General features: G+C 57.7%; 24 protein-coding genes and 1 tRNA gene. 7 read left to right on the top strand and 18 right to left on the bottom strand.

Translation table 11 applies throughout. The features are described from left to right. Positions 1 to 5: 5 nt before the first annotated feature. The 6 genes from B0E33_RS02680 to B0E33_RS02705 form a co-directional block, all read right to left on the bottom strand. Complete coding sequence (locus B0E33_RS02680; protein ID WP_145903753.1) at positions 6 to 1025, bottom strand: cytochrome c family protein; 1020 nt, start codon at positions 1023 to 1025, stop codon at positions 6 to 8. Between the two features lie 52 nt (positions 1026 to 1077). After that, entirely contained in the window at positions 1078 to 2352 is a 1275-nt protein-coding gene (locus B0E33_RS02685; protein ID WP_077290347.1) for a 2Fe-2S iron-sulfur cluster-binding protein, read from the bottom strand. 43 nt (positions 2353 to 2395) lie between these two features. After that, complete coding sequence (locus B0E33_RS02690; RefSeq protein ID WP_145903751.1) at positions 2396 to 3793, bottom strand: hypothetical protein; 1398 nt, start codon at positions 3791 to 3793, stop codon at positions 2396 to 2398. 116 nt (positions 3794 to 3909) lie between these two features. Further along, positions 3910 to 6192, bottom strand: a complete 2283-nt coding sequence (locus B0E33_RS02695) for a multiheme c-type cytochrome (RefSeq protein WP_022997726.1) — start codon at positions 6190 to 6192, stop codon at positions 3910 to 3912. 639 nt (positions 6193 to 6831) lie between these two features. After that, positions 6832 to 7683: an AbiJ-NTD4 domain-containing protein gene (locus B0E33_RS02700; RefSeq protein WP_077290348.1), complete on the bottom strand. Its 852-nt coding sequence runs from the start codon at positions 7681 to 7683 to the stop codon at positions 6832 to 6834. Between the two features lie 293 nt (positions 7684 to 7976). Further along, a tRNA-Ser gene (locus tag B0E33_RS02705) sits at positions 7977 to 8066 on the bottom strand. A 339-nt stretch (positions 8067 to 8405) separates the two neighbouring features. Between B0E33_RS02705 and B0E33_RS02710 the strand changes: the two genes are divergently transcribed. After that, positions 8406 to 9200 (top strand): DUF1796 family putative cysteine peptidase, encoded by a 795-nt coding sequence (locus B0E33_RS02710; protein ID WP_077290349.1) that lies wholly within the window; start codon positions 8406 to 8408, stop codon positions 9198 to 9200. A gap of 162 nt (positions 9201 to 9362) precedes the next feature. Next, the gene (locus tag B0E33_RS02715; RefSeq protein ID WP_077290350.1) at positions 9363 to 10142 is read left to right on the top strand and encodes a DUF930 domain-containing protein; all 780 of its coding nucleotides are present in this window, start codon (positions 9363 to 9365) and stop codon (positions 10140 to 10142) included. Between the two features lie 112 nt (positions 10143 to 10254). On the opposite strand, the gene B0E33_RS02720 is transcribed toward B0E33_RS02715, so the two are convergent. Continuing rightward, positions 10255 to 10494 (bottom strand): hypothetical protein, encoded by a 240-nt coding sequence (locus B0E33_RS02720; RefSeq protein ID WP_031268084.1) that lies wholly within the window; start codon positions 10492 to 10494, stop codon positions 10255 to 10257. 568 nt (positions 10495 to 11062) lie between these two features. On the opposite strand from B0E33_RS02720, the gene B0E33_RS02725 reads away from it, so the two are divergent. The 3 genes from B0E33_RS02725 (at position 11063) to B0E33_RS02735 (ending at position 12504) form a co-directional block, all read left to right on the top strand. After that, positions 11063 to 11485 carry a DUF2147 domain-containing protein gene (locus B0E33_RS02725; protein WP_077290351.1) on the top strand — a complete coding sequence of 141 codons (423 nt, stop codon included), beginning with the start codon at positions 11063 to 11065 and terminating at the stop codon, positions 11483 to 11485. Between the two features lie 115 nt (positions 11486 to 11600). Beyond that, positions 11601 to 12074 carry a DUF2147 domain-containing protein gene (locus B0E33_RS02730; RefSeq protein WP_022997755.1) on the top strand — a complete coding sequence of 158 codons (474 nt, stop codon included), beginning with the start codon at positions 11601 to 11603 and terminating at the stop codon, positions 12072 to 12074. A 31-nt stretch (positions 12075 to 12105) separates the two neighbouring features. Beyond that, on the top strand, positions 12106 to 12504 hold the full coding sequence (locus B0E33_RS02735) for a nuclear transport factor 2 family protein (protein WP_167579481.1): 399 nt from the start codon (positions 12106 to 12108) through the stop codon (positions 12502 to 12504). Between the two features lie 4 nt (positions 12505 to 12508). Here the strand turns inward: B0E33_RS02735 and B0E33_RS02740 are convergent, their stop codons facing one another. The 6 genes from B0E33_RS02740 to B0E33_RS02770 all read right to left on the bottom strand — a co-directional run bounded on the left by B0E33_RS02740 (position 12509) and on the right by B0E33_RS02770 (position 17888). Further along, positions 12509 to 12985 (bottom strand): GNAT family N-acetyltransferase, encoded by a 477-nt coding sequence (locus tag B0E33_RS02740; protein WP_077290353.1) that lies wholly within the window; start codon positions 12983 to 12985, stop codon positions 12509 to 12511. A 35-nt stretch (positions 12986 to 13020) separates the two neighbouring features. After that, positions 13021 to 14565, bottom strand: a complete 1545-nt coding sequence (locus B0E33_RS02745; RefSeq protein WP_077290354.1) for a glycosyltransferase family 39 protein — start codon at positions 14563 to 14565, stop codon at positions 13021 to 13023. 108 nt (positions 14566 to 14673) lie between these two features. Beyond that, on the bottom strand, positions 14674 to 15462 hold the full coding sequence (locus B0E33_RS02750) for a transporter substrate-binding domain-containing protein (RefSeq protein ID WP_022997759.1): 789 nt from the start codon (positions 15460 to 15462) through the stop codon (positions 14674 to 14676). 39 nt (positions 15463 to 15501) lie between these two features. Beyond that, positions 15502 to 16212: an amino acid ABC transporter permease gene (locus B0E33_RS02755; protein WP_055659542.1), complete on the bottom strand. Its 711-nt coding sequence runs from the start codon at positions 16210 to 16212 to the stop codon at positions 15502 to 15504. Next, a complete protein-coding gene (locus B0E33_RS02760; RefSeq protein WP_062489369.1) occupies positions 16209 to 16889 on the bottom strand; it encodes an amino acid ABC transporter permease in 681 nt (226 codons plus the stop codon). The genes B0E33_RS02755 and B0E33_RS02760 overlap by 4 nt, the downstream gene beginning before the upstream one ends. A 387-nt stretch (positions 16890 to 17276) precedes the next feature. Beyond that, positions 17277 to 17888 carry a TetR/AcrR family transcriptional regulator gene (locus B0E33_RS02770; protein WP_077290357.1) on the bottom strand — a complete coding sequence of 204 codons (612 nt, stop codon included), beginning with the start codon at positions 17886 to 17888 and terminating at the stop codon, positions 17277 to 17279. 100 nt (positions 17889 to 17988) lie between these two features. Between B0E33_RS02770 and B0E33_RS02775 the strand changes: the two genes are divergently transcribed. Together B0E33_RS02775 and B0E33_RS02780 are read left to right on the top strand one after the other, a co-directional pair. After that, the gene (locus B0E33_RS02775; protein WP_077290358.1) at positions 17989 to 18726 is read left to right on the top strand and encodes an SDR family oxidoreductase; all 738 of its coding nucleotides are present in this window, start codon (positions 17989 to 17991) and stop codon (positions 18724 to 18726) included. Continuing rightward, positions 18726 to 19892, top strand: a complete 1167-nt coding sequence (locus tag B0E33_RS02780) for an MFS transporter (protein WP_077290359.1) — start codon at positions 18726 to 18728, stop codon at positions 19890 to 19892. Before B0E33_RS02775 ends, B0E33_RS02780 begins: the two co-directional genes overlap by 1 nt. Before the next feature lie 123 nt (positions 19893 to 20015). On the opposite strand, the gene B0E33_RS02785 is transcribed toward B0E33_RS02780, so the two are convergent. The 5 genes from B0E33_RS02785 to fliK form a co-directional block, all read right to left on the bottom strand. Continuing rightward, positions 20016 to 20636 (bottom strand): LysE family translocator, encoded by a 621-nt coding sequence (locus B0E33_RS02785; protein ID WP_077290360.1) that lies wholly within the window; start codon positions 20634 to 20636, stop codon positions 20016 to 20018. Positions 20637 to 20708: 72 nt separating this feature from the next. After that, a complete protein-coding gene (locus B0E33_RS02790) occupies positions 20709 to 21104 on the bottom strand; it encodes a GFA family protein (RefSeq protein WP_077290361.1) in 396 nt (131 codons plus the stop codon). 4 nt (positions 21105 to 21108) lie between these two features. Further along, a complete protein-coding gene (gene gatB, locus B0E33_RS02795; protein ID WP_022997767.1) occupies positions 21109 to 22590 on the bottom strand; it encodes an Asp-tRNA(Asn)/Glu-tRNA(Gln) amidotransferase subunit GatB in 1482 nt (493 codons plus the stop codon). 352 nt (positions 22591 to 22942) lie between these two features. Next, complete coding sequence (locus B0E33_RS02800; protein WP_022997768.1) at positions 22943 to 23227, bottom strand: EscU/YscU/HrcU family type III secretion system export apparatus switch protein; 285 nt, start codon at positions 23225 to 23227, stop codon at positions 22943 to 22945. Between the two features lie 13 nt (positions 23228 to 23240). Beyond that, positions 23241 to 24095: a flagellar hook-length control protein FliK gene (fliK, locus tag B0E33_RS30805; RefSeq protein WP_156912333.1), complete on the bottom strand. Its 855-nt coding sequence runs from the start codon at positions 24093 to 24095 to the stop codon at positions 23241 to 23243. Between the last annotated feature and the right edge of the window lie 1202 nt (positions 24096 to 25297).

The following is a 25297-nucleotide window of genomic DNA, read 5'->3' on the forward strand; positions in this document are numbered from 1 at the left end:
GCTCCCTACTGCGTCACGGGTCCCTTGAACTTGTCGGCTCCCGGAATGTACTTGTCGACCGCGGCGAACGTCGTCCCGTCGTAGGTGTCGGCAAACTTGAGGCCGAGCACGGAGATCTTTGCCGCGGCATCGGTCAGCTCATCCTGGTTGTTCAGCTTGAGCTTGGCACCACTTGCGATTTCCTGGATCTCACCCAGTTCGGGCGCCTCGGGCAACAGCTTGGCAAGACTTGCCATGACCTTCGTGGCATTGCTTGCCCGTTTGGCCATCTTCACGGCGTAGTCTTTCTTCTCGGTCGCCTTGCTAACGCCGATCAGTGCCGTTTCCAGCTCGACGATACGACCGACGAGGAACAGCATCCGCTTGCGTTCGATGGATGCTTCCGGGTTGGACTTGCCCTTGTTGTACCAGGTGTTGTGACGCACCTCGCCCTGGCTCCAGCTAACCAGTTCAAACGCACTGCCGGGCGTGTGACCGCCGACATTCACCAGTTCCTCGTTCGGCACCAGGTGACAGCTGAAACAGTTTTTCGCCAGTGCGTAGGTCATCTTGGGCCGGATCATGCCGGCTGCCTCGGCCTTTTCCCAGCGTGCGGCAATTTCCGCCTCGGTTTCCTGACCTTCCTTCTTGCCGCTGAAATCCGAATGCACTTTGTACCATTCCTTGGCAGGACCATGGCAGGACTCGCAGGAATTGCCGGCAATCGCCTTTTCCTTGCCGTCCACCGTCTGCATGGTGAAGTGACAGTTGGTGCAGAGGCTTTCCGCCTTAAGTCGCTTCACGCCCATGTTGGCGGCGATCTTTTCGGCATCCTCGCTCTTGGGCAGATCCCTGAAGGTGCTGAAGTGATGCGTGTTCTGCCAGATCGAGGTTTCCTTCTTGTGGCATTCCGCACATTCGTTCGGTCCGACAATCATGCTCGGGTCGGCCTGAGCCGGGGCAAGTCCGGCCAGCACGAGATATCCGACAGCGCACACGGCAAGGCAGGACGCCGCCTGGCGCAAGCCCTTCAGTAATCCAGCCATATCCAATCCCTCAATCCTTTGATCCAAAAATGATGGACACCCTCTCGCGTCGTCAGGCGTCCAGAATGACATTGCCTCCCGGGCAAGCGATACACATGAGCACGGACCCTTGCGCCGGGCTGCTGGCGGGCCGCGTGACATAGGTCACGTCGCCTTCCTTGAGCGCTGTCGCGCAGGTTCCGCAGTTGCCTGCCCGGCAGCCGGAAGCGACCCGGATGCCGTTGCGTTCGGCCAGATCCAGCAGCGTTCCGTCCTGCTCGTGCCAGGAAACCTTCTTGCCGGAGCGCGAAAATTCCACCTGCACGCTTTCAGCCGCCTCCCGTGAACTTGCCGGCGACTTGACGGTTTTGACGGACGCAGGCCCGAATGCCTCGAAGTGGATATCGCTGTCCGGTACGCCCCAATCGCGCAGCTGCTCCGTCAACGAAGACATCATCTGCGGAGGGCCGCAAACATAGAACTCGTAGTTGGAAGACGTCAGATACCGCTTCAGCACATCAACTGTCAGGAGGCCCGGGCAATCGTAATCCCGTCCCTCAACGCAAGCATCAGTCGGTGCGCTGTAGAGCACGCGGTAATGGACGTTGTTCCGCCGCTCGGCGATCTCCCGGATTTCGTCGCACAGCACAATGTCATCGCCGCTACGCGCGGCGTGGAAGAAATGCACTTCGCGGTGGCTGCCGGCATCGTCAAGCGCTTTCAGCATGGACAGCACCGGTGTCAGGCCGACACCACCACCAATCAGGACTACCGGCCGTTCCGATTGCAGGTCCAATACGAAACCGCCCTTGGGCGCTTGCACATCGACGACATCACCTTCCTTGAGGCTGGCATGGAAATAGGTCGAAGATAGCCCGCCAGGTACGGTTTCACCGGCATCCGGCGGCGGTGACAGTTTCTTGATCGTGACCCGGTACCGGTCCAGACGGGAGGGACTGTCGGACAGGGAATAGCACCGGATAACTGGTGCGGGCTGATCTGAAATCGGCAGTTCGAACGTCAGGAACTGGCCCGGCAGAAACGGTGGAAGCTCGCCTCCGTCATGCGGCTGAAGATAGAACGAGCAGATATCGCCGCATTTGTTTTCGACACGCTTTTCGACAATCCGGAACTTGCGTTTGCCGGCCCAGGTCGTTCCGGACTTGAGCCTGTCGACTTCTGCATTGCGCAGGGCAGCCTGTGCCAGATCGTTGAAATGCTGCAGGTGCCTGGCGTCCAGGCGTCTTTCGCGAAAGACGACCGCCACAGATGAATAAACCCCGAGGCAGAGCTGAAACAGGGCGAGCGCAACAATCGTACCACCGCCGATTTGCAGTGCCAGGATCATGAGCAGGCCGCCTTTCCGACCAGAAATGAGCCGATGTTTCTCATCAGAACCTCGTTCTCAGTTCCATTCGCAGTCCCGTTCCCGCCTTCCGATCCTGTCCGGCGGAAACAAACCCGTCGACCTGAATGCTGCTCCTGTTGTTGAGGGCATGCAAGAGTTGGCCGCCGAATGCGACCACACCGGCATCGCTGCCGTCGGTATCCTTGCGACCACCGAGTTCCATAACAAGCTGTGTCTTGTCCTCGTTGAAGAACATCTGATGGCCGATAGATCCACCGAAGACGCTGTCTGCCCGGTTGGAAAGTGCAGACCCGCCCAGACCAACAGCCGGAGCGGCAAACAGGATGCCAACCTGACCCAGGGGACCACCCGTGAGGCTGTCGCGGGCAGCGGAGGTGTAGTTGCCGATAGCCCAGAAGGCATTGGCATAGACGACGTTTTCGGATGCCGTAACGGTGCGCGAAACCTCCGAAAACATCAACACGCCGTTGTCGACGGCCGGGCCTCGCTTTTCGATCGCGGTCGAGGTGTTGATCCGGAACGCCGTATTGTAAAGCCCGAACCTCTGTACGGCGGACGCCCCGAAATAGAAGCCGTCTCCCCCCTCGTCCTCATCGCTAATGACATAGGCAAGATCCAGATTGGCCGTGCTCTTGCGGAAATCGGCCTCGGTGAACAAGCCGAGAAGGAAGGCACTGTCGTCGAGTTCATTGTCGCCGCGGCGGATATTGTTCCAGCCGAAAACGCCGGTTGCCCTCAGATCCGGCGTCAGGCCGGGAATGACGATCGTGTCGCGCGTGATGCCGAGCGCGTCGACACTGTCGTTGATCATCATGCCTTCCTGAAAGAACAGGGGCTGACGGCCGATGGAAAATCCGAAGTCGAAATTGCGGTTGTCGTCCGGATCGAGGTTCGGGAAAATCTCGCCGAACTCCCCCTCGAAGAAAAGTGTCGTCACATAGGGATTGAGCCCGTTGACATATTCAACGCCACCTTCATCCGTATAGAGAATGCCCGTGTTCCGGCGTTTTTCCGTCAAGGGCGAAAACCCGATGAGGATCCGCTCGGTAGGTGTCAGTTTCAGATTGGCAAAGATGTCGATACGGCTCGCCCAGAACTGGCGCGGATCTTCAACGCCGTTGGCATAGTGGCCAATTGCGGTGCGCGCGTCGCCGAACACCCAAAGCGCCGGTTGCCAGATTGCCCCGGTCGGCAATTCGATACCGGGCGCAAGATTTCCGCTGGCGAGGAATTTCTCGCCGCGCTGGAAGATCGGTGGCGTCGGTTCAGGCTCCTCATCTTCCGCTATGATCGGAACTGCATCGGTGCTCAATTCGCTTGAATGGTGGTCACCGGCAATCAGGGGGGCAGGCCCGCTGTTTTCTTCCTGATGCTTGCGGACTTCCGCTTCCGTGACCATGGGAATGGGGTCGTCGCTCAAGGCACTGCCCGCTGCCCATACCTGCCCGCCGGCCTGCAGAAGAAGCGCAGCCGAAGCCACCGTCGTGATTGCCCACGCTCTGAACCGCCGTCCCCGAGTTCTGCTTGCCTGGTACCTCATTTGAGCACGACACTCGCCTTGCGCGTCCACAGCACGGAGCTGCCCTGCACCACCTTGCGCGCGATACCGGCCGGGCTCATGCCGTAGTCGAAGCCCGCTCCCTGAATGGCCGCGATCAGGTTGACCGGCACCATCTGTGAAATCAGCTTCACCGAGATGGAATAGCGTTCACCCGGCTTCAGGTTTTCGGCGGGAACGGCATAGGTCGCGGTGCGGCTTGCCCCCGGTTCCAGGTTCTGCTTGTGCTTTCTGGCCCCGCGCGGCCTGCCGTAGATGGTGGTTGCCCGGCGTTCCGGCCGAACGAGCGGCAGAACGTCCGTCGAAGTGTTCACCGCCAGCACCTGTTCGCGTTCACCGCCACGCAGCAACCGGACCACGAACTTGGATTGCAGGCTGAACAGGTCCTTGTCGAGCTTCAGCTCGCCATTGTGAACGTAAAGCGAGTGGGCATCGCGAACGTCGCCATTGGGGTCTCGGTCACCGGACACATAAACCGTGTTGCCCTTGCTGTCCTTGACCGTCACCTGAAGGAATATCAGCCGTTCGGCGTCAAACCCGGTCGGCACACCGTGTCCGTCCGTGCCGCTGCTGACATCGACGGAGAACTTGAGAGCCCGGCTGGTGTTGTCGACAATGGTGATGTCGCTCAGCTTGAAGCCGTTGCGCAGCACCTGAAGCCGTGCCTGACGCGCCTTTTCCAGCCGCTCGAACTGGGTATCCAGGATCTCGCGGCCATCATAACGATCATCGATGGACGACCAGGCTTCGGGAAACTTGTAGCCGTCCTTGACGTTGTCCTCGAACTTGTCCGTTCCCCAACCGGCGCCGACATTGAACTGCAGCCATTCAGCCAGCGTCTTGAACTCCGCCGCCTCGACGTTGTGCGGGAAAATGCCCGGATGAATGATCGAGTAATCAGGGCCTGCAAACATGTGGTTGGTCAGTTTGCGGTTACGGGTCGGGACATCACCAACGATTGCGGCGGGGCCGTAGTCATAGCCGGAGGCAACGCCCTGAACCTTGCCCATATGGCAGTCCTGGCAGGTCTCGCCCCGCTTGGCGGCCGGCGAGCGCTTGTATTCGGCAAAAGCCTCTTCAAGCTTGAAGCCGTTGAACAGCGTCACATCATGACAGGTGCCGCAAAAGCCTGGCTTGGTGAGCGCGAAGAAAGGCTTCGCCTCGGTATGGATGCTGCGTCCCGGATCATCCTTGCTTTGGGAAACCCGGTATTCCTCGGGCGTGTTCAGAACGCGCTTCAGCTCCTCGCCGCCCTTCGGGCCATAGACCGGCGAGAATACATCCCCCTCTTCCAGCGCGAACCGGCCACTGATCTTGCCGTAGTTTCGGCTGACGCGGTGGCAGGCAACGCAGGTGATGCCCTCCCGTGAGGTCGGGTTGCGCTTCAGGTTTGAGACATAGAGCGACTCGCCAATGTTCATGCCGACCGGGTTGTGACAGCGAATGCAAAAGTCGCCGTTGGTCGCGCTGGTCTTCATGTTGATGGTGGTCTGCATCGCCATGTAGATCGGGCTCAGCTGCGCATAAGCATGCTGAGAAACGGACCATTGCTCATACTGGCCAGGGTGGCAGGTCGCACAGGTGTTTGCGGAGGGATATTTGCTTTCCAGGAAGAGCTTTTCATGCTCCGCATTGGCTGTTCGCCGGATCGTTTCTTCTTTTTTCTTGCCTTCGACGGTTTCGGTCAGCCCGGTTCCGCCGCCACTCAGCAGGTCGTCATCATCGCCAACTGTCAGAAGGTCATCATCGGAAAGAAGATCGTCATCTCCTGCCAGAAGGTCGTCGCCGGAAACATCGGCCCCGTCGCCCGCAAGCAGGTCATCACCTTCAAGCAAATCATCCCCGGCCAGAAGGTCATCTCCAGCCAGAAGATCATCTCCATCAGCCTTGGGATCATCACCTGCCAGCAGATCGTCACCATCGGAAACAGAGGCGGCACCGGGTTCCTCTGCGGTCAGCAGATCATCGCTTCCGTCATCGGAAGGCAGCAGGTCGTCACTGCTGTCCGTCAGAATCGCCTCATCCGAAACTGCGTCTTCGGCGGGCGTCAGCAAGTCATCATTCTGTTCGGCTTGCGCCAGGATCAGGCGATCGCCGGCGCTCCTGCCGTTTTCGAGTTGGGATACGAAATCGACCAGCGCCCGTACATCGCCAGATTGGATAAGCTGCTGGTGATACTGCCGAAATTCGTCTGAAAAAGCGGCTGCGCGATCAACACTGCCGGCGCCGGAAAGGATGAGTATTCCGAAAAGAGGCTTCAAAAACGGTCGAAAAAATTCCGATAAACGCGACATTCCAGATCCACACAAAACATGTTCTCAGGCCATCGCTTACACCGATCCCCCAACTCAAATTCACACTACGGAAACCTCAGGACAACATCAAAAGAAAACTGTTCACAAATTAGCCGCATTTTCGCCTTGGTAAATTCGCGGCTAACCGCAGAAACAAACAGAGCAACGCACTGTCGCGTCGCTAACCGGTGCCTTCAAATTTCGGGCAATGGCGTGAATCAATTGCGTTGCCGGCAGCATTCGCCCGGAAGGTCACAAAGTTGCTGCCGCTGTGTTTCCGCTCGCAACAACACATTCTCGCAAAACAATGTTTGCGTCACACCAGCACACAGACTGGATTACCTGCAGCGCAGCGAAATAGGACTATGAAGGTGGGAAGAAGGAAAGTGGCGGAGAGGAAGGGATTCGAACCGAACTCTTTAGAATCCTTATTTTTCAATAACTTATATTGATTTTGGTAGGAATTCCACCAAGTTTCTACCAAGTAGCTACCAAGCTTCTACTAAATTCCAGAGCAAATTTTGCGGCGGGCGAACCGCGAAAAAGCACGACTTCTGGGAGCTCAACTTCCCCCAATGATGCGATAAAGCTGACTGCTGAAAGTACCTAGGCATCAGAAGGTTTGCGAGAAACAAGGTACGTTACAAAAGATGCGCAAGCGCCCAACATGAACAACGCATCAGCTTCATCAACATGAGCTTCATTTTGAAAAACGAGCGCATGTCGGACACCTTCTTCATCACTCGTATATCCGTAGAGTGCGCTAAAAGCAGTCTTTAAGCCTCCATGCAGGCGGCCGTCTTTTTCCAGCACTGCCAGAGCTGCTCCCAGTGTCCCCTTATTTGGGGCGAGCAAAAGAGCCATTGATTCTACCGCATTAATGCTCTCCCTCACGGAGGCCGCCCATTCGCCGTCGCGAAGTGCCGTTCCTGCTGAAATCAAATGAGACCTCGCAGCAATGGAACCACTTTTTTCAGTATCAGTGATGGCGCGCTCAAATGCCTCGGCTTGCTCCTCGGAGCCAATTGCAATAATTCTTTGTTCTACGATGCGATATGCTGCGCGAGATTCTACAAACGCTCGTGACAAATCTCTCTTGAGCTCGTGGCTACATTGTGGATTGCGAACAAAAAACTCAATCGCATCAAACAAAAAGCCAATTTCTGACTTTTGGGTTAGCTCTTGCAAACCCTTCAAGAGGTCAGTTGGATTTGCTCTGTAGTTTGAAATTCTTTGCTTGAGAAATTTTACGTGAAAGTCCTGAGCAACGCGTCCCCAAGCTTTATTATAAAATATACCATTATAGTTGGAACCAGTATTTCGATCCCATTCAAGCTGAAGGTAGTACTCAAGCAACTGCCTAAGTTCACTTGACACTTCGCCAAGCTTGAGCTGCGGCGGCACTTGACTGAGACCTGCTCTCTGCGAAAAAGGAATGTAAGGGTCTTCAGTTGTCATTCAATGCATATACCCCAAAGCGGGCACGTACGTTCGCAATCAAAACCACTTTTTTCGAGTTTCCACCGTTTCGTCGCTTGGTACGAAGCGAACTTGCGCCCAGGGAGTGATGGGAGAAGATAGCGGACTTAACGTTGGAAATTAACGATCACGAACGGAGCTTTCTTACTCTCCGCCACTGGTAGAAATTCTACCAAAAATCTACCAAGCCTCTACCAAAATTCTACTAAAAAAACGGGAGAAACGCTTGGGTTTTTAGAAAAACCGCAGAAAACTGCCAAAAAAATAGGCAATGGCGGAGAGGAAGGGATTCGAACCCTCGAGACGGTTGCCCGTCTACTCCCTTAGCAGGGGAGCGCCTTCGACCACTCGGCCACCTCTCCGGTAACGCCCGTGTACGAATAAAAGCCTCACAGTTCAAGGCGTTTTTTACGCCTTGTCACTTTTTCCACCGCGCTTGGCCTCGCAACTTCTGGAAGGTGAAGACAGGCATCGAACGCTGAAATCCGGCATCGTCTTCACAAATCGCGGAACCAGACGCTTGGTTCGTTTGAAAATGAACCGCCTCTTTCCACCCGTCGCAAGTCGGGTTGGCAATTCGCTCGCCAGGTTTCGCTTTTTTTTCCTCACCACCCGGCCACCGTCACATCTTGGAGTTGACTTTTGGCGCGCCACCGGCAAAACGACCCTCTTTCATCATTGAATTTGGCTTTGGGTGATACTTGAAAAACGTTTTTGTTTCGCTGGGTGGCGGGTGTGACGCTGCGACAAACCTCAAGAAGCTGGGCCTGAGGCATGAGCAATACCCCTTCGACTGGCTCTGGAACCTTGATGCGGGCCTGGACTACGTCTCGAAAATTATAGCGACAGACTTCAAGGGCCTGACCAGCAAGCACGACTATACTTACGCCTCGCATCAAATAAATCCGGTTGAGAAGTTCCTCATTTTCAAGAACTACCCGAAAATCGCGCATCTGCACTCCAATCCACACGACAGCAGTGACGTATTGGCGGACTACAGGGTTCGGATTGACAGGTTCAGGAAACTCATCAAAGACACCGGTAAAAAAACGACCTTCATCTACTATCGCAACGCGGCAGTGGCGGAAGAAAATTCGATAAACGACTTTCATGCAGAAGTTTCGCATCTGAAAAGCGAAACAACCCTTTTTGAAGAGATGATGGCGCGTCTTCATCCAGACAAAACATTTTCTCTGGTCAGTCTTCTTGCAATACCCGCGACCTGTTTTGACAATCACGCTCTCAGGGAAAATTTGCGACACACCTGCTCGTGCAACCGGTCTGCAAGAACGACATTCGAAATTGTCCCGATGCGTGACGATCGCTACCCGGAACAATTCAATGCATGGACAGACGAGTGGACTGCGGCGCTCAGACGAGCCAAGGCTGTTTCGCCACTGGACATAATGCGCGGAAAGATGTCGAAACGGAAAATTCGCACCCGGAAGAAACTGACCAGGCTTCTGCCCCGGGCTTCTGCCAGGCTGCTGGGTTAGGGAACGTTTTTCCTGAGGTGGTTCATCGCGCTACCAGAAAGTCTCAAACCCTTCTCGCATGATGATTGACTGGCCTGCCGCCGTCTGCAGGAACAGATCCAGTTCCCGTCTTCCCCTTCATAATTCAGCCGCAGTCCTCTGGTGCGATGGACATTCTTCAACTTGGCCGGGTATCGGAGAAGTGCCATAGCCGAGCTCGCCCCTCCGACGCATCTGACACGGTTTGTCGCGGAAAGGTTTCCGTGGATCTGTGCGCTCTGGCTGCACCTTGCGCTCTATGCGTTGTTGAGCGATGCGGCGCTGTGGCGGACGATCCTGCCAGAACCGCCCGAGCCTGTCTCCGTCGAGATCATTCCCGAATACCTGCCGCCAAGTCTGCCGGAAACCGCGCTGGAAGAAACCGACGAGAGCCAGTCGCAAACTGCGGCAATCTCCCCGCAATCCAGTGCTGATCCGTTGTCAGGTTCGAACGCGTCTTCGGAACAGATGCCTTCTTCGAATGCCACCTTGCCCGCGCCGACGGACCCATCTTCTTCGAGGACCAGGCCCGATCAGGAATGGGTTACTGCAAATGCCTATTTTGCCAATGATGTCCTGAACGACCCACGTTCCGCACAGGCACGCGAGTTTCTGCCAACCTTGACCAGTGAAGACGGACGCGAACAGATTTGCGCGCTGGAGGCAATGGAGCAAGTTCGTCATGCGCGGCCGGGATTCAAGCCGACACGGCTTGCGCCACATGCTTTCCGCAATTCATTTCAGAAGGAAGATATGATTGTCGTGCCCGCCGGAGCCCTCAGAAGCAACCGGGTCTGGTACGAGATCGCCTATCGATGCCGGCTGGACGCCAGCGGCAAGATCGTCAGCGGGTTCGAATATGCCCTTGGTGCACCAATCGACCGCTCGATCTGGGATGAGTACGGTCTGGCGCCGATCCATTGACTGGAGCGGTCCCGGCAAGGGGCCGGAAACTGGACGCGGCAGAAAACTGTGCTGCCGCGTCAGGTTGTGGATACCGGTTCAGGTGCCGTTCGGCCGGCAGCCTTGATCCGGTTCAATGCATCGACAGCCATTCACGAGCCGACCGCTGAGCTTCGGCGATTTCGGAAGTGGACATTTCACCGGAAATTTCCTTGCGGTAGCGAGCTGCGTCCTTGTTGCCTTTGAGGGCGGCAATGTTGAACCACTTGTGCGCTGTGATGAGATCGGTCATGCCGTGACGGCCGCAAGCGCTATCCAGACCCATCTGGAACAGGATGTCCGCGGTAACCGGCTTTTCGCCCATGATGGCCATATCGGCCGAGTGCATTTCAAAACGAGCCATAACGCTCCCCTTTCTTCTGTCTGACTTCTGCGGAACAGCTCCGATCCTTCTGGATCCACCGTTCCGGTTCCCTACTGCCAACCGGTCACTTTGCTGAACACAATGGCTTGGCAAGGACCGATCTAAGAAACACAAGCTTTCGTGAAGCTTTCCCCGTTGTTTCTTGACGTCTACTTCATCAGCAGCAGTTAAAAGGGGCGTTAAAAGACAGGTTTAACGTAATGCGAACAAAATTTTAAATAAGTCTGAAATTCATATTGCGGTAAGTATATGATTGCGATTTTCCCTTTTTAATCAGTCACATTCTCCGAAAATTTGACAAGGCCCATCAACCTTCTGTTCACCATGGATTCGTTTCCACAATTCTTTGTCCGGCTTTATTTCGTTCCCTTCCCTTCACAAAACCAGACTTTACCTCCCTTCGGCGTTCAGGAGGATTTTCGGACGACCTGACGTTGGGTGACGGCTTTTCAGCACGTTTCCCGGGCTATACATTCCCTTTCCGTAAACGGAAGGCATTCCGCTTTGGGAGGAACTTATGCTGAAAACCATTCTGTCGTCCGCACTTCTTGCGGGCGCCATCATCACCGCATCCGCAACAATGTCTCTCGCAGGCGATGCCAAGGGAGACTGGGTCCGTCCGAACGGGGCATCCAAGATCCGGATAAGCTCCTGCGGCAGCTCCTTGTGCGGCAAGCTGATATGGCTGCGGGAGCCGCGAAACGACACCAGGAACCCGGACGCGGCCAAGCGGGACCGCCCGCTGCTGGGAGTACAGATCGTTCAGGCCATGAAACCCACCGACAAGGAAAACCAGTGGAAGGGCAAGGTCTATAACGCCGAGGACGGCAAGACCTATACCGGCTTCATCGAGCTGACGTCCGCCAACGCGTTGAAACTGGAGGGCTGCGTGATGGGCGGCCTCATCTGCAAGGGCGAAACCTGGAAACGGGAACAATAAACGGCTGAACAAAGTCCGAAATCGCCAGATCCTGTCGATTTGGCCTTTCCTCCGTCGCAATTGCCGGTCAGAGATTGTGGCGCAGTCGTCACCAGCATTGCGACGGGGGATAATCGTGGTTCCTGTTTCTTTCTTTGTTTCTGCGTTTCCGACTTCCAGACTGTTATCGAAAGCCGGTCTGTTCGCTCTCCTGCTTGCAGGCACGGGGGGCCAAGCCATTGCAGCCCCGGACATCAACGGCAAATGGCTGACACCGGCAGGTGCCGTCATCCAGATTCAAAAATGCGGCAAGGTGCCCTGCGGCAAGATTGTCCGGTTTCCGGCCCCCAAAGGCTATTCAATGGAAAACACGCCGGATCTCAAAAACAAGGACGAAAGCAAGCGCAAACGGAAGGTGCTCGGCCTGACCGTGCTCTGGCGCATGGCACCGCAGAAAGATGGCTGGAAAGGACGGGTCTATGATCCGCGTCGCGGCTTCAGCGCGGATGCCACTCTGCGCCCGAAGAACGCCTCCGCCCTGGAAGTACAGGGCTGCGTCCGCGTCGTTTTCAATGTCTGCGAAAAGGAAACCTGGCGACGGGTCGACTGACATCGCCGGTTTACCAGGTCAGCCCGGATCCATGTCTGACACGTGCCTCACGCCCGACGATATCGAAACGCTCACCAGACTGGAGGAAAGCCTGTGGCGAGCGGAAACGCAGTACGATCCGGTCCTGATGGACCGGATCTTTGCGGATGGCTTTTTTGAGTTCGGCCGATCCGGCCGTATCTATCCGCGTGAAGACCTGATCCTGCCCGCGCGTGCCGCACGACCTATCGACGTACGCCTGCCCCTGCCCGGCCTCAAGTTCACCGTGATCGACACGAATTCGGTTCTCGTGACCTATGTCAGTGAGGTCAGGCGTGAGCTTGGTAACGTTGAAAGGGCAAACCGCAGTTCGATCTGGAGCAGACGAGACGGAGCCTGGCAGTTACGGTTCCATCAAGGCACAGCGCGCCAGACACCGACTGATAAATGATGGCTCAGACGAACATCTTCTTGTAGCCGTGATGGCTCTGGTCGTAGCCAAGCCGCTTGTAAAAGTGATGTGAGCCTTCGCGTTCCTTGTTCGACGTCAGCTGCACCATGCAGGCGTTGCCCTGCCGTGCCAGGTCTTCAGCCCTTGCCATCATCAGTCGCCCGACACCGGACCCACGCTGGTCTGCCCGCACGTGAACGCTTTCCAGTTCAACCCTCGGACGCCCCTGGAAGGCGAGCCCCTTCATGAAATGGATCTGGAAGGTGCCGACCACTTCTCCGCTTTCGGCAAGCGCGACGTAGATATCGCACTCGGGTGCGGCGACAAGTGCGTCAAATGCCGGGCGGTAGTCCTGCCAGTCGGCAAATTCCCTGTCCTTGCGGACACTGGTCGCCCCCGCATTGATGATGGCGACGATCTCGCGAAGGTGCTCCGGGCGGGCTTTTTCGATGGAAACGGTCGAGGCAATTGTGACCGGCATCTTCGGTTCGCGCCTTTGGTCAGGAAAGATTACGGTCAGCGGCAGATTGGGCTCTCGGGCGGGAGCTTGGCTACGCCCCACCAGCTTGTCCGCCAGCCAGGCGGCTTCCACAAATGCGGCCAAGCGCCGGTGAGGTAGGTTGCCTCAAGCGCCTCGCCGGCATCCCAGAAGGCGACCTGACTGAAGCGCTCCATTGCAGACGTGTCCGGCTCCTTGTCCCCCTCTTCCCAGATGAAGAAGCAGCTTTGTCGCGGTGGCGTTCTGGCCGGAATGGCCTTGGTCACCAGCCGGGCATCGGGAAACAAAACCCTCAGATTGCCGCCTGTATAGCCATCATCGGCAATCAGTGTGGCGTCTGCTGCACCCAGGTCAGCCAGAGGTGCCTTCAGGTCCACGTAAGGCTTCATGTGCCGGCACTTGCCACCGCACCATGTCTTGTCCGGCGCGACCAACCCTGGTACCCGGGCGAGAAAGGCAACCGCGACAACCGCCAGAACAACGGCCGTCAGCCAGCGCCATTGCTTTTCAAATCCAAAGCGTTCCAGGTCGGCGAACAGCCACACCGGCAGCAGCAGAAGCAGCGGGTGCATGTGCCGTTCCTTGACGTAGGTCGCACCTGTGATCGCAATCATCAGCGCCGTCAGCAGGATCATCAGGAGAACCGTGCGCCCGCACAGGCGCGCTGCGTCACTCACGGCAGGTGTTTCGGGCTTTTTGCGGCCAAGATAGCGCGGCCAGAACAGCAGGAGCAGCAGCGGGACCAGCGGAACCGAGAAACCGACAAGTCCGAAGGCAAGTTTCCCGAGCCCCTCGCCTGCGCGCATCAGATGCGATGTTTCAGCACTGACACCCATGGTGTCGGAAACCGATGCCAGCAGCTTCAGTCCTTCGCTGAAGATCCAATAGGCATAGGGGCTGTAGATCAGTGCCATCGCGAAAGGCACCAGCAACAGGCCCGAAAGGCGCAGCCGGGTGCGCCATGCCGGGTCGCTGGCCGCCGCCAGGATCAGGGCAAGTACAAAAATCGGGTAGGAATGCTTGCCCAGCAGTCCAGCCCCCGCCGCCATGCCAAACAGCACGTAGTAGCCGAGCCGCTGTGTCTCCAGCGCCTTCAGGAAGAAGAAGGCGCTCATGGCGCAGGCTGTAGTCAACACCACCGTGTGGGTGACGCCTTCATGAAGGTTCCAGCCGAACTGGTAGAAGAGCGAATAGGAAAAGACACACAGGGCTGCAAGGCGCGTGTCGTGAATGGCCTTGCGTGCGATCAGAAACAGAAACAGCGCGGCAACCGAGATCAGGGTATATTTGACGAAAAGCGCTGCCCAGATTGTAGGGCCGAACAATTGCTGCGCAGACCAGAGCAGCCACTCGTAAAGCGGCGGCTGACGCAGCATGTAACCGGGCTCCAGTGTCTGCACCAGAACGTTCTCGAACATATCGTCCGTACCAAGGACGGGCGTGTTCAACGCCCTCAGCAGGATATGCGCGAGCCCCCAAAGGGCGACGACGCCCCAGACCCCGAGGGGCGTGGCATAAAACGGAGCCGGCCCTGTACCGGCGGTCGAACTGCGAAACATCATGGCAGGGGGATACTAGATTTTCAGAAGCCTGTAACCTCGCATTTTCCCTTGCGAAAACAAAAACGCGCGGCTCGACGCCGCGCGCTTCAAGCGTTCAGCCGGCAGGCCTTAAAGTGCAGGCAAAGGCGGCAACGGCGTCTTCAGCCACTTCTCTGACAGCTCGCCCAGCTTGCCGTTCAGCTTCTTGTGCAGAACGAAAACGTTGACCCATTGCAGAAGGTCGATGTTGCCCGTCTTCACACCGATGAAAGACGGCGAATTGGCGATGATGAACTTGTTTTCCAGATTGAAGTCCGGGTTGTCATTGGAAATGCCCAAAGCCACCATGTTGCCGGTCACGATAACGTCGGCCTGGCCGGAAACATAAGCCGCAATGGTGGCCGCGTTGTCGCCAAACCTGATGATTTCCGCATCTTCCGGTGCATCCGCCGTGATTGCCAGATCTTCAAGTGTGCCGCTGGTCACCGCTATTTTCTTGCCGGAAAAATCCGCGATGGTGGATACGGCCACGTCAGGCTTGGCAAAGGCTCCGGAAAAGAACGGAGCATAGGCGTGAGAGAACCAGATCGACTTTGCGCGTTCCGGATTGGCACCGAGTGTTGCAATCACGAGATCAGCCTTGTCGGTTTCCAGAAACGGAATGCGCTGCTTGGAAGTGACGGGCACCAGCTCCAGCTCCACGCCAAGGTCTTCCGCGATCATCTTTGCGACGTCGATATCGTAGCCTTCATATTCGCCTTCGCTGCCCAGCGAGCCAAAAGGCGGAAAATTCTCCGGCGTAGCGATCTTGATCTTGCCGGCTTCCAGAATGTCCTTCAGCTCTGCAGATGCAGGACTAGCAATCATCAATGCGGCAGAAACTGCCAAGCCTGTCAGCCCCAAAATTTTTTTCAACATTACGCGACCCTCCTTCGGTTGTTCTTGAAGCGCGATTTGTCAGGCGGCGGCGGCAGCCCCGCCCTTGGACGATGTGGATCCGAGGCGCTTTTCAAGGCGCCGCGACCACACAGACAACGGAAAACAAAGAGAAAAATAGATCATCGCCATCAGCGGATAGATGACAAAGGGTTGGGTGCCCGGCACGGGCGCGTTCGCCCAGCGCTTGCCGACCGTCATCAGGTCGTGAAAGCCGATGATATAGGCAAGCGACGTGCCCTTGATGATCTGCACCATGAAGCCGACCGTGGGCGCAATGGCCAGGCGAAACGCCTGTGGCAGAATGATCAGGAACATGATCTGGGCGAAGGTCATGCCCAGCGCCTTGCCGCCTTCATGCTGGCCTGCCGGTATGGCCGTCAGTGCCCCGCGCCAGACTTCGGCCAGATAGGCACTGGTATAAAGCGTCAGGGCAATGCCGGCCGCTCGCCACGGGTCAATCTGGATTTCGAAAAGATGCGGAATACCCAGCCCGAGCAGAAACAGCAGCATCAGCAAGGGCACTGACTGGAACAGCCAGGTGTAGGCGGTGAAGATCTTCCGCAATATCTTGACCGGTGAGACCCGCGAAGCGGTTACGCATGCGCCGATCAAGCCCCCACCGATGAAAGCGATCAGAGACAGATAGATCGTGTATTGGGTGGCTTCCAGAAGCTGGAACAGGACGATGCCGAATGGTTTGCCAAGGATGGCCACGAAGGCGTCTTTCATCGAACCACCTTCCATTTGAACAACCGGTCATGCAGCAGCGCCAGAAGGGTTTTGAACCCCAGCGACATCAACAGGTAGATCACCGTCAGGGTGAAGAAGATCTCGAACGAGCGAAAATTCCGGCTGTCGATGAAGAGACCTGCCCATGTCAGGTCCGTCACGCCGATTTCCGAAATGATGCCGGTTGTCAGGAACAGGAAGATGAACTGGCTGTTGAGCGAAGGATACATGGCGGCAACGGCCTGCGGCAGGCACACTTTCACGAAGCTGAGCCAGCGCGGCAGACCGAGTGCATCGGCGGCTTCCGTTTGCCCCGCGCCGAGGGACGCCAGGCCCGCGCGCAGGATCTCCGCAAAATAGGCGGAAAAATTGATGGAGAGTGCCAGCAGCGCATGGGCCCAGAAGGGCCATTGGTACCCAAGAAGCAGCGGTAAACCGAAGGCGACGAAAAACATCTGCACGATCAATGGCGTGTTGCGGATGAATTCAACATAGGCTGCCGCCAGTTGGGCAAGAACCGGCACCCTGTAGTGGCGGACTGCCGCCAGCAGCACGGCGAGGAGAAACCCCAGGATGCCGCCGCCGATTGTCAGCGCAGCGCTGATCAATGCGCCCTTGGCGAGCAGCCACAAATATTCCGGATTCCGGTAGATCTCGAAAAATCTAAGGTTGGACATTGATACCAACCAGAGAAACAAGGCCGTGCTTCATCAAAAACTTCCAATGGTTCAAACCAGAGTTGGAAGAGCAAGGCTTGTGCCAAAGGAAAGAATTGCAGGCGTTCGCCATGAACCTGCAGCTGAACTTCAATGATGCGCGAACAACGGAGGCACTTGCCTCGATATTGGGCAAAATAACAAGGCAGTCCGACCTGACAACCAGGCATGACTGGTGGTCACGCAGATACCGTGCTGCCTGGAACAACTGATCAAGCACCGGGTTGAGGCTGTGCATCGTGCAGCTATTACATCTTCAAAGCCCCTGGGAATGTAGGGATGCTCAATCTGTAACGCTTGCCTGACGGACACTGCCTCGATGGATGCGACAGGCTTGCTGGATCGCTGTTATCGGGGCCGGTTTGCCATTGCCCTGAAAGCCTCGACACATTGGTCGGCTGCAGCAAGCAAGGCGTCCTCGCACACGCCATCACGGGCCAGAACCGACATTCCCGTTTGCATCGAGAAGAGCATCGTTGCCGCGGCTGCGGTATCGAAGTCACCGGGAAGTTCACCTTCCTCCTTTGCCTGCTCGATGCGTGCCTGCAGTTGGAGAAGATTGTTCTTCCGCATCTTACTCAAGCCCGCCGGAACGGACTGGTCCTCGGTGCAACTGTGTTGAGCTCCCAGTACGACCATGCAGCCAGGTGGTTGTCCGGTCATGCAATAGGCTTCTGCAGAGCGTGTCAGGAAGAACCGGACCGCATCGAAAATTGAGGGGGCCTCGTCCAAACCGGTCCAGATACCGTTGTGATAGTTCTCGACGTAGTGAGCCAGGGCTTCGCGGAAAAGCTCCTGCTTGCTGCCGAAGGCAGCGTAAAGGCTGGGTGTGTTTATTCCCATGGCCGATGTCAGATCGCTCAGCGATGTTCCCTCGTAGGTCTTCGACCAGAAAACACGCATCGCCCGTTCAAGAGCCTCTTCCCGGTCAAATTTTCTTGGACGGCCTCTCGTTGCCATTCAAACCCTTTCTGTATCGATCGATAAATAAATCACTTGACCCTTGAACACAAGCAGTCCATCTAATTTTGTATCAATCACTACAAAAAAGGAATCGACGATGACATTGATTGGAAAAACAGCCTTCGTGACAGGGGGAAGCCGGGGCATCGGTGCAGCAATCGCCCGCAAGCTCGCCGAGGATGGAGCTGATGTAGCGATCAGTTATGCATCAAACGAGGACGCGGCCGCAGGGACGGTTGCGGCGATCGAAAAGACGGGCCGCAAGGCACTGGCCATTCGTGCCGACAACAGCAAGGCCAATGAGTTGCAGGGCGCGATCAACAAGGCTGCATCCACCTTCGGAAAGATCGATATTCTGGTGAACAACGCCGGCGTCTTTCTCGTTGGCCCGGTCGACCAACTGTCCCTGGAGGACTTCGACACATCCCTGGCAGTCAATCTTCGTGCTGTGTTCGTTGCATCAAAAGCCGCGGTCACGCACATGCCGGACGGAGGCAGGATCATCTCGATCGGCAGTAATCTTGCAGCTCAGGCGCCCATGGCCGGACTGGTGGCCTATAGCGCAACCAAGGCAGGTGTCACCGGATTGACCCATGCGCTTGCGCGTGATCTCGGCTCCCGGCGGATAACGGTAAACGCCGTGCATCCGGGCTCCACAGATACGGACATGAACCCTGCCGACGGTCCGTTTGCCGACGGGCAACGGGCCCTCATGGCACGGCAAGCCTATGCACAGCCTGAAGAAATTGCCAATGTTGTCGCTTTTCTCGCCTCGGACGCTGCACAGTCTGTTACAGGAGCAGACTGGTTGATCGACAATGGTGCCAACGCTTGATGACAAGAGGTTCTTCCAAAGCCACAGCCCTGACAATCGGGCTGTCGGCACTGGTGCTGGTGGCGACGGAATTCGTCGTCATCGGCCTTGCGCCTGCAATGTCGGCGCAGCTGGACATGACACCCTCGCAATCCGGCTGGCTGGTGACGTGGTTTGCCATTGGCTCCGCCCTCGCCGCGCCGTTCCTTTCCGCGTATCTGTCTGATACATCTCCGGCGAAGGTGCTCGGCTGGATGATGCTGCCCAACTCCGCCAACCTGATATTGATCGTATTGCCGAATTTCGAGCTTGCCGCCGCTCTCCGGGTCGCTCAGGGAGCGGCATTGCCGGTCTACATCAGTTTCGCAAGCTCTCACCTCTCCCAGGTGTATGGCGCCGGCAAAGGCGTCGCGAAAGTTTACATCGGCGTTACGCTCGGTGTCGTCCTGGCGCCGTCTTGCGGAACATTCTTTGCAGAACGGTTTGGCTGGCAAACCCCTGTCGCAGGCCTTGGTTTGTTGTCAGTGGTCCTGCTGTTCGCCAATCTGAGGCTTCATTTGCCACCTTTCCAGGCAAAGACAGCCAGCGCACTTTCCCTGCTTCGCCGTCCATCGTTTCTCTGTCAGCTTTTCCTGTCTGTCTGCGTTTTCTCGGCAATGTTCGCTGGCTATTCGTATCTCACCAGCCTGTTGGCCAACGCCGGGCTTGAAGGAGATCAGATGTCCATCGCGCTGCTGGTTTTCGGTGCAGCCGGCCTCGCCGGGAACTGGGTCGGAGGAAGGACTGCCGACCATGCGTTGGCCGGCGCCATTGTCGTTCCATTGCTTGTTTCAGGCGGAGCCATGGCCTTCGGCCTTCTGGCGACTGCTCCCATCCTGCTTTTGACAGTCGTCCTGATTGCCTGGGGCATGGCCCACGCTGCCGGCTTCGTGCTGTCGCAGGTGCGCGTGATGACGGCAGGGCCTGATCACAAGAGTTTCGCGGCATCCATGAACATTGCAGCCGCCAATGTCGGCATTGCACTTGGTACCTTCGTGGGCGGATGGATGCTTGAAACGGGTGGCGTAGCCTCAATGAGCGCAACCGCAGCTCTGTTTGCATTACTATGTGTCGCAACGGTCATGTTGCTCGCAGCACTGCCCAAGCGGTTTCGCTCACCTGCCCCGGAGGCCGCAGACCGGATCTGAACCAAGCGCACCAACTGAACGTCACCGAGAACCTGTTGTCTGCTGAACAGTTATGTCCACTGAGCTTCAGTGGAAATTGTCCTGAAAGCTTGAAACAGGCAGTTGGCAGCGAGGTCTTTCCGCTCAAGGCCGGAATGTAGCCAGTTTGTAGGCTGCGAAGGAGAAGAAGACGCCCAGCGTTGCACTTATCCAGCGCTGACTGCGCCGATAGAAGCGGATGACGGGTGCGCTTGAAAACGTTACTGCATAGGCGACATGCCCGATGATGGAAATTGCCGTACTCAGGCCAATCAGCAGCAGACCGCCCCATAGCGGCGTATCAGCGCCCAGGCCTATCCCGACAATCGCGATCCAATGCAGTGCCGCCTTCGGGTTGGTCATCTGTATAGCGAGCCCCTGCAGGAACAGATTGCGTCCCCTTGCACCGGTCACATGCATTGCGTTGGCCGGCCTTGAAGCCGCACGGAATGCCTTGAATGCCAACCACAACAGGTAGGCCGCCCCGAAAATCTTCAGAACGGTAACGGCCTGGGCATAAGCGGCAATCAGTGCAGTCAGTCCGGCAACCGTGAAGGTTGCCCATAGACCGGAGCCTGCGCCTACACCCAACGCGAGCTGGGTGCCGGACTTGCGACCACGTTCCATCGACGTCCCGATGATGGCGAGGATGTTTGGTCCAATGCTGATGAAACCAAGAGAGAAGATGCCGAGAGCCAGAAAAAGGCTCGCAAGATGATCGTTCATTGCCCCTCCCGGGTGTGGATGGCATTACGTGCGCAACAGCGCTTCGGCCCGATCAGAGCACTCAACGTGCCTTCAGTCCAGAAAGGTCCAGCTATCCGCGCCATCGAAGTGACGCAGCCCGATGGCCTCGATGGTTCCAGGAGGCGCTAGCCGGAGGTTGACTGCCAACCGATCGGGAAACTCAGCCGACAGGCTTTGCCAGTGGGTGGTGCAGCCGCAAGTGCTGCAGGTGTGGAAAGCCAGTCCCTTGTCGCCCCAGACGTAGCTGAGTGTTGCTCCGGGGGCCGCCTTGATCTCGATATCGCCAGCTTCGCCATGCCCCCAGACGGTGCCCAGTCGGCGGCAGATGGAGCAGTTGCATTCGACGGCTTGTCGAGGCGGTGTCTTCATTTCGTAATACACCGCCCCGCAATGGCAGGAACCGGTGATGGGCAGCTCAACTTTCGGCGCTGTCCCCTCACCGCTCATGGTCTTACTCCAGACCGATCTTCTGCTTCAGCATGTCGCTGACGGCCTGCGGGTTGGCCTTGCCCTGGGACTGTTTCATCACCTGGCCGACGAACCACCCGAGAAGACCCGGCTTGGCGATTGCCTGCTGAACCTTGTCCGGGTTTGCGGCAATGATTTCGTCGACGATGGCTTCAATCGCACCAAGGTCGGTCACCTGCTTCATGCCACGTTCTTCGACGATCTTCGCCGGGTCGCCACCTTCGGTCCACACGATCTCGAACAGGTCCTTGGCGATCTTGCCGGAGATGACGCCGTCCTTGATCAGATCGACGATACCGCCAAGCTGCGCCGCGGAAACCGGGCTGGTCGAAAGGTCCTTGCCTTCCTTGTTCAGGCGGCCGAAGAGCTCGTTGATCACCCAGTTGGCAGCCAGTTTGGCGTCGCGGCCCTTGGCGACTTCCTCGAAGAAATCGGCAGAAGCTTTTTCGGCAATCAGGATCTCGGCGTCATAGGCGGTGAGGCCATAGTCGCCCATGAAGCGGTTCTTCTTGTCGTCCGGCAGTTCCGGCAGGTGCTGTGCCAGTTCGTCGACGAACGCCTGCGTGAACTCCAGCGGCAGCAGGTCGGGATCCGGGAAATAGCGGTAGTCATGCGCTTCTTCCTTGGACCGCATGGACCGTGTTTCGCCCTTCACAGCATCGAACAGGCGGGTTTCCTGATCGACGGAGCCGCCGTCTTCAAGAAGTGCTACCTGGCGACGTGCTTCATATTCAATGGCCTGGCCGACAAAGCGGATCGAGTTGACGTTCTTGATCTCGCAGCGCGTACCGAATTCACCGCCCGGACGGCGGACGGAAACGTTGACATCGGCGCGCATGGACCCCTGGTCCATGTTGCCGTCGCAGGTGCCGAGATAGCGCAGGATAGTGCGCAACTTGGTCAGATAGGCTTTTGCCTCGTCGGAAGACCGCAGGTCCGGCTTGGAGACGATTTCCATCAGCGCCACGCCGGAACGGTTCAAGTCAACGAATGACATGGTCGGATGCTGGTCGTGCAGAGACTTGCCGGCGTCCTGCTCAAGGTGCAGGCGCTCCACACCGATCTCGACCTGTTCGTCCGGCATGTCGAGAAGGATCTTGCCTTCTCCGACAATCGGCTGCTTGAACTGGGAGATCTGGTAGCCCTGCGGCAAATCCGGATAGAAATAGTTCTTGCGGTCGAACACGGACTTCAGATTGATCTCGGCCTTGAGACCGAGGCCGGTGCGGATCGCCTGACGCACGCATTCCTCGTTGATCACCGGCAGCATGCCCGGCATGGCCGCGTCCACGAGGCTGACGTTATCGTTGGGGTCCTTGCCGAATTCCGTTGAGGCGCCGGAAAAGAGCTTGGCTTCGGACGTGACCTGGGCATGGACTTCCATACCGATCACGATTTCCCAATCGCCCGTCGCGCCCTTGATGAATTTCTTCGGATCGGGTGTGCGTACGTCGACAATCGTCATAGTCGTCAAAAATCCTGTTCGTTTTGATTTCGCGTCTGGTCAACCAGCTGGAAAGACATGCTGCGGCGCGAATTTGTAGCCGTTTGATGACCTAGTCGGGAATTGTCCTGGCTGCAAGGTTTTCCTTGCCTGAAGCGTCAGCTTTCGCACAGCAGGACGCGCCTTTCCTGTCTGCTTGCCTGGCAATCGCGCATTGCGAAGCGTTGCAACAAGCATCCGTGTCGCCACGGACGAGCGGAATGCCCCCCCGGCCTGATCATTTCCAGAGCCAGGAAACACGACCAACATGCGTGCAACGGAAGGTCACAGTGGCAATTGCTTTGTCAGCGCGACAAGACTCAGCCTTGCGCCATCATTCCTGCGGCGGGTGCTTGGCCTGGCCAGTCCGCATGATGAAGCCGATCAGCACGGCGACCGCCTGATAAAGCTCGATCGGAATTTCCTGGTCGACCTCAATCTGCGACAGGGCCTCAGCCATCATCGGGTTCTGTTCAATCGGCACGCCAGCTTCCCGCGCAAGACGTTCGATCTGTTCAGCCATGGAGCCCGCGCCTTTGGCGGTAACAACGGGAGCGCCCTCGTTCTCATATTGCAGTGCGACCGCAAGCTTCTTCCCGGATTTGTCCTTTTCACTCATTGCCGGTTCCGTCTCACGATTGCCTGTCGATCAATGCGCCGTATTTGGCCGCTGTTCTGGGTGGGAGCCCCCGGATCAGCCGCAGTTCCTGAAGATCCAGCCCCGCATCGGCAAAAGCGGCTTCCATGGTTTCGCGAACAGCGTTCAGGCTGTCGAAGGTTTCCTTGCGATCCACCCACAAGCTGGCATAGGTACCGCCGCCGCGCAGACTGATGGCAGCTTCCAGCGGTCCTGTCGCGGTCAGATCGAGTGCAAACCGCAGCCGCCAGGCGGGTTCCCCCTCATCATCTTCCTGGTTTCCGGCCCCATCGCGGCCGACCTGCATTTGCATCACGGCCGTTTCATTGCCAAACGCGAGCGGCAGCTCAACCACAAGATCCATCGGACGGGACGCTGCGCGCGGTCCATCGTCCCTGGACAGTTTCGTATTGCTGAGCTGCGTCAGCCGCAGGCGCGCCAGGGCCGAATCCGTTTCCTTCAGAAGTGCCTGCAGATTTTGCGAAGCAGCTCCTGCCCAGAACCCGCTGCTGGTCTGTTGCGCCTGGCCTTGTGGTGCACCATGCCGGGATGGCGCCGGAGGCTGTCCTGCGGGGTGGGTGATTTCAGAGCGGGCACCCAACTGCTGAAGCAGTGCCTTGAACGACAAAAGGGCGGATTTCAAATCCGGCAGCGCGACTTGACCCTGCGGCTGCGCTCCGGAAGGCAGGGACAATTGTGCTTCGCGAAACTGTCCGGACAATCTTACAGCCTGTTGCAGATCCTGCGCGGTCGGTGCCTGGGCCGACGACAAGCGTAGACCAAGAATCTGCTGCATTGCCTTGACCACGGGATCCGGCAAAGAAACGTTCCCGCTGTTCTGCGCGGACATCAGGCTTCCTATCTGGGCGAAAAGGCTCCCAAGGCCGGCCTGCTGCTCACTGAGCGGTTGCTTCAGCAATTCGGCAATCTTATTGGCAGGCTGCTGCCCCACCCCTGAAGCCTGCGCGGTTGGGTTCGGGGCTCCCGCAGTCGGCACGGATGCACCAACGGATGCAGGATAAGTCTGAGGGATCGCCGTTCGCGTCAGGACTACGGGCTGTCCTCCAACTGTCTGAAATGCGCCGTTTGACTGCCCTGTAGCTTGATTGGGCACGCCTGTGCCAGGCAGGCTTGCAGCTGGAGGAGAAGCGGAGTTGGCACCCGCCCCCGCGGCGGTTGATGCGAATTGCGAGCCCTGGACAGGCGTTGATCCAGGCGGCCCCCCCGACTGGGTATTTGCCTGCACCGTGCTTGATACCGGCGCTCCGGCCCCTGCACCTGCCGGAACCTGACCGGGCGCTTTTCCGGGGACTGCACTTTGCACACCAGCGGCGCTTGTGGCAGGTGCAGGCGCGTTTCCTGAAGCAGCCCCCACTGGAGCTGCCGGATTACCTTGTAAAGGCGGCGGTGCTGGCGTTGCCAGCGTGCCCGCAGAAACCGTGGATGGTGGTGCCTGAACAGAACCAGCGGCAGGTGAAACTGCGGCAGCGTTCGCTACGGGCTGGTTCACCGATGTTCCGGGTTGCGTGGGCATGCCTGTAACCGTTGAGGCAACTGCTGCCGGCTGCGAAACCGGTTGTCCACCGGTCAGGTTCGACAGGCTCGCCGCACCTTGTCCGGTAGCAGCCGTAACAGGTACGCCTCCCCCCGACGGCACTTGCCCAGCCGCAGACCCTGCCGGAGGTGCAGGCTGTCCCGGTTGAGAGATCCCGGAAGATGGCGTGCCCACCGGTGGCGCGGTAGCGACTTGCGGCTGCGCGGGCCCACCCGAAAGGCCATTTGGCGCAGGTGCGGAACCCTGGGACGGGGCAGCAGCTGGCTGCGTCGACGCCGAGTTCTGCGTAGAAGCCCCTGCCGGAGGTGTCACTCCAGCGATTGTTTGTCCAGATGCTCCTGTCGGCGGAAGAGGCTGACCGGTTGCGACGTTTCCTGAAGCCGGAGGCTGCGCGGCGCCGGCCGCCGGCGGAGCGCTGGTTGGCGAAGACGCCCCCGGCAGAGGTGTTTGCGGCAAGGTCTGGGGATTGCCGGCAGTCTGGCCCGGAGCCGTGTTGA

It is taken from the genome of Roseibium algicola (assembly GCF_001999245.1).
GTDB classification, from domain to species: Bacteria; Pseudomonadota; Alphaproteobacteria; order Rhizobiales; family Stappiaceae; genus Roseibium; species Roseibium algicola.

Excerpts from the sequence above, each read along its gene's own strand:
- B0E33_RS02770 (WP_077290357.1), bottom strand. The coding sequence starts at position 17,888 with ATGGCAACGAGAGGCCGTCCAAGAAAATTTGACCGGGAAGAGGCTCTT.
- B0E33_RS02750 (WP_022997759.1), bottom strand. The coding sequence starts at position 15,462 with ATGTTGAAAAAAATTTTGGGGCTGACAGGCTTGGCAGTTTCTGCCGCA.
- B0E33_RS02800 (WP_022997768.1), bottom strand. The coding sequence starts at position 23,227 with ATGAGTGAAAAGGACAAATCCGGGAAGAAGCTTGCGGTCGCACTGCAA.
- B0E33_RS02720 (WP_031268084.1), bottom strand. The coding sequence starts at position 10,494 with ATGGCCATCATGGGCGAAAAGCCGGTTACCGCGGACATCCTGTTCCAG.
- fliK (WP_156912333.1), bottom strand. The coding sequence starts at position 24,095 with ATGTCCGCGCAGAACAGCGGGAACGTTTCTTTGCCGGATCCCGTGGTC.
- B0E33_RS02700 (WP_077290348.1), bottom strand. The coding sequence starts at position 7,683 with ATGACAACTGAAGACCCTTACATTCCTTTTTCGCAGAGAGCAGGTCTC.
- B0E33_RS02735 (WP_167579481.1), top strand. The coding sequence starts at position 12,106 with ATGTCTGACACGTGCCTCACGCCCGACGATATCGAAACGCTCACCAGA.
- B0E33_RS02780 (WP_077290359.1), top strand. The coding sequence starts at position 18,726 with ATGACAAGAGGTTCTTCCAAAGCCACAGCCCTGACAATCGGGCTGTCG.
- B0E33_RS02760 (WP_062489369.1), bottom strand. The coding sequence starts at position 16,889 with ATGTCCAACCTTAGATTTTTCGAGATCTACCGGAATCCGGAATATTTG.
- B0E33_RS02790 (WP_077290361.1), bottom strand. The coding sequence starts at position 21,104 with ATGAGCGGTGAGGGGACAGCGCCGAAAGTTGAGCTGCCCATCACCGGT.
- B0E33_RS02785 (WP_077290360.1), bottom strand. The coding sequence starts at position 20,636 with ATGAACGATCATCTTGCGAGCCTTTTTCTGGCTCTCGGCATCTTCTCT.
- B0E33_RS02755 (WP_055659542.1), bottom strand. The coding sequence starts at position 16,212 with ATGAAAGACGCCTTCGTGGCCATCCTTGGCAAACCATTCGGCATCGTC.
- B0E33_RS02775 (WP_077290358.1), top strand. The coding sequence starts at position 17,989 with ATGACATTGATTGGAAAAACAGCCTTCGTGACAGGGGGAAGCCGGGGC.
- B0E33_RS02740 (WP_077290353.1), bottom strand. The coding sequence starts at position 12,985 with ATGCCGGTCACAATTGCCTCGACCGTTTCCATCGAAAAAGCCCGCCCG.
- gatB (WP_022997767.1), bottom strand. The coding sequence starts at position 22,590 with ATGACGATTGTCGACGTACGCACACCCGATCCGAAGAAATTCATCAAG.
- B0E33_RS02725 (WP_077290351.1), top strand. The coding sequence starts at position 11,063 with ATGCTGAAAACCATTCTGTCGTCCGCACTTCTTGCGGGCGCCATCATC.
- B0E33_RS02680 (WP_145903753.1), bottom strand. The coding sequence starts at position 1,025 with ATGGCTGGATTACTGAAGGGCTTGCGCCAGGCGGCGTCCTGCCTTGCC.
- B0E33_RS02745 (WP_077290354.1), bottom strand. The coding sequence starts at position 14,565 with ATGATGTTTCGCAGTTCGACCGCCGGTACAGGGCCGGCTCCGTTTTAT.
- B0E33_RS02685 (WP_077290347.1), bottom strand. The coding sequence starts at position 2,352 with ATGATCCTGGCACTGCAAATCGGCGGTGGTACGATTGTTGCGCTCGCC.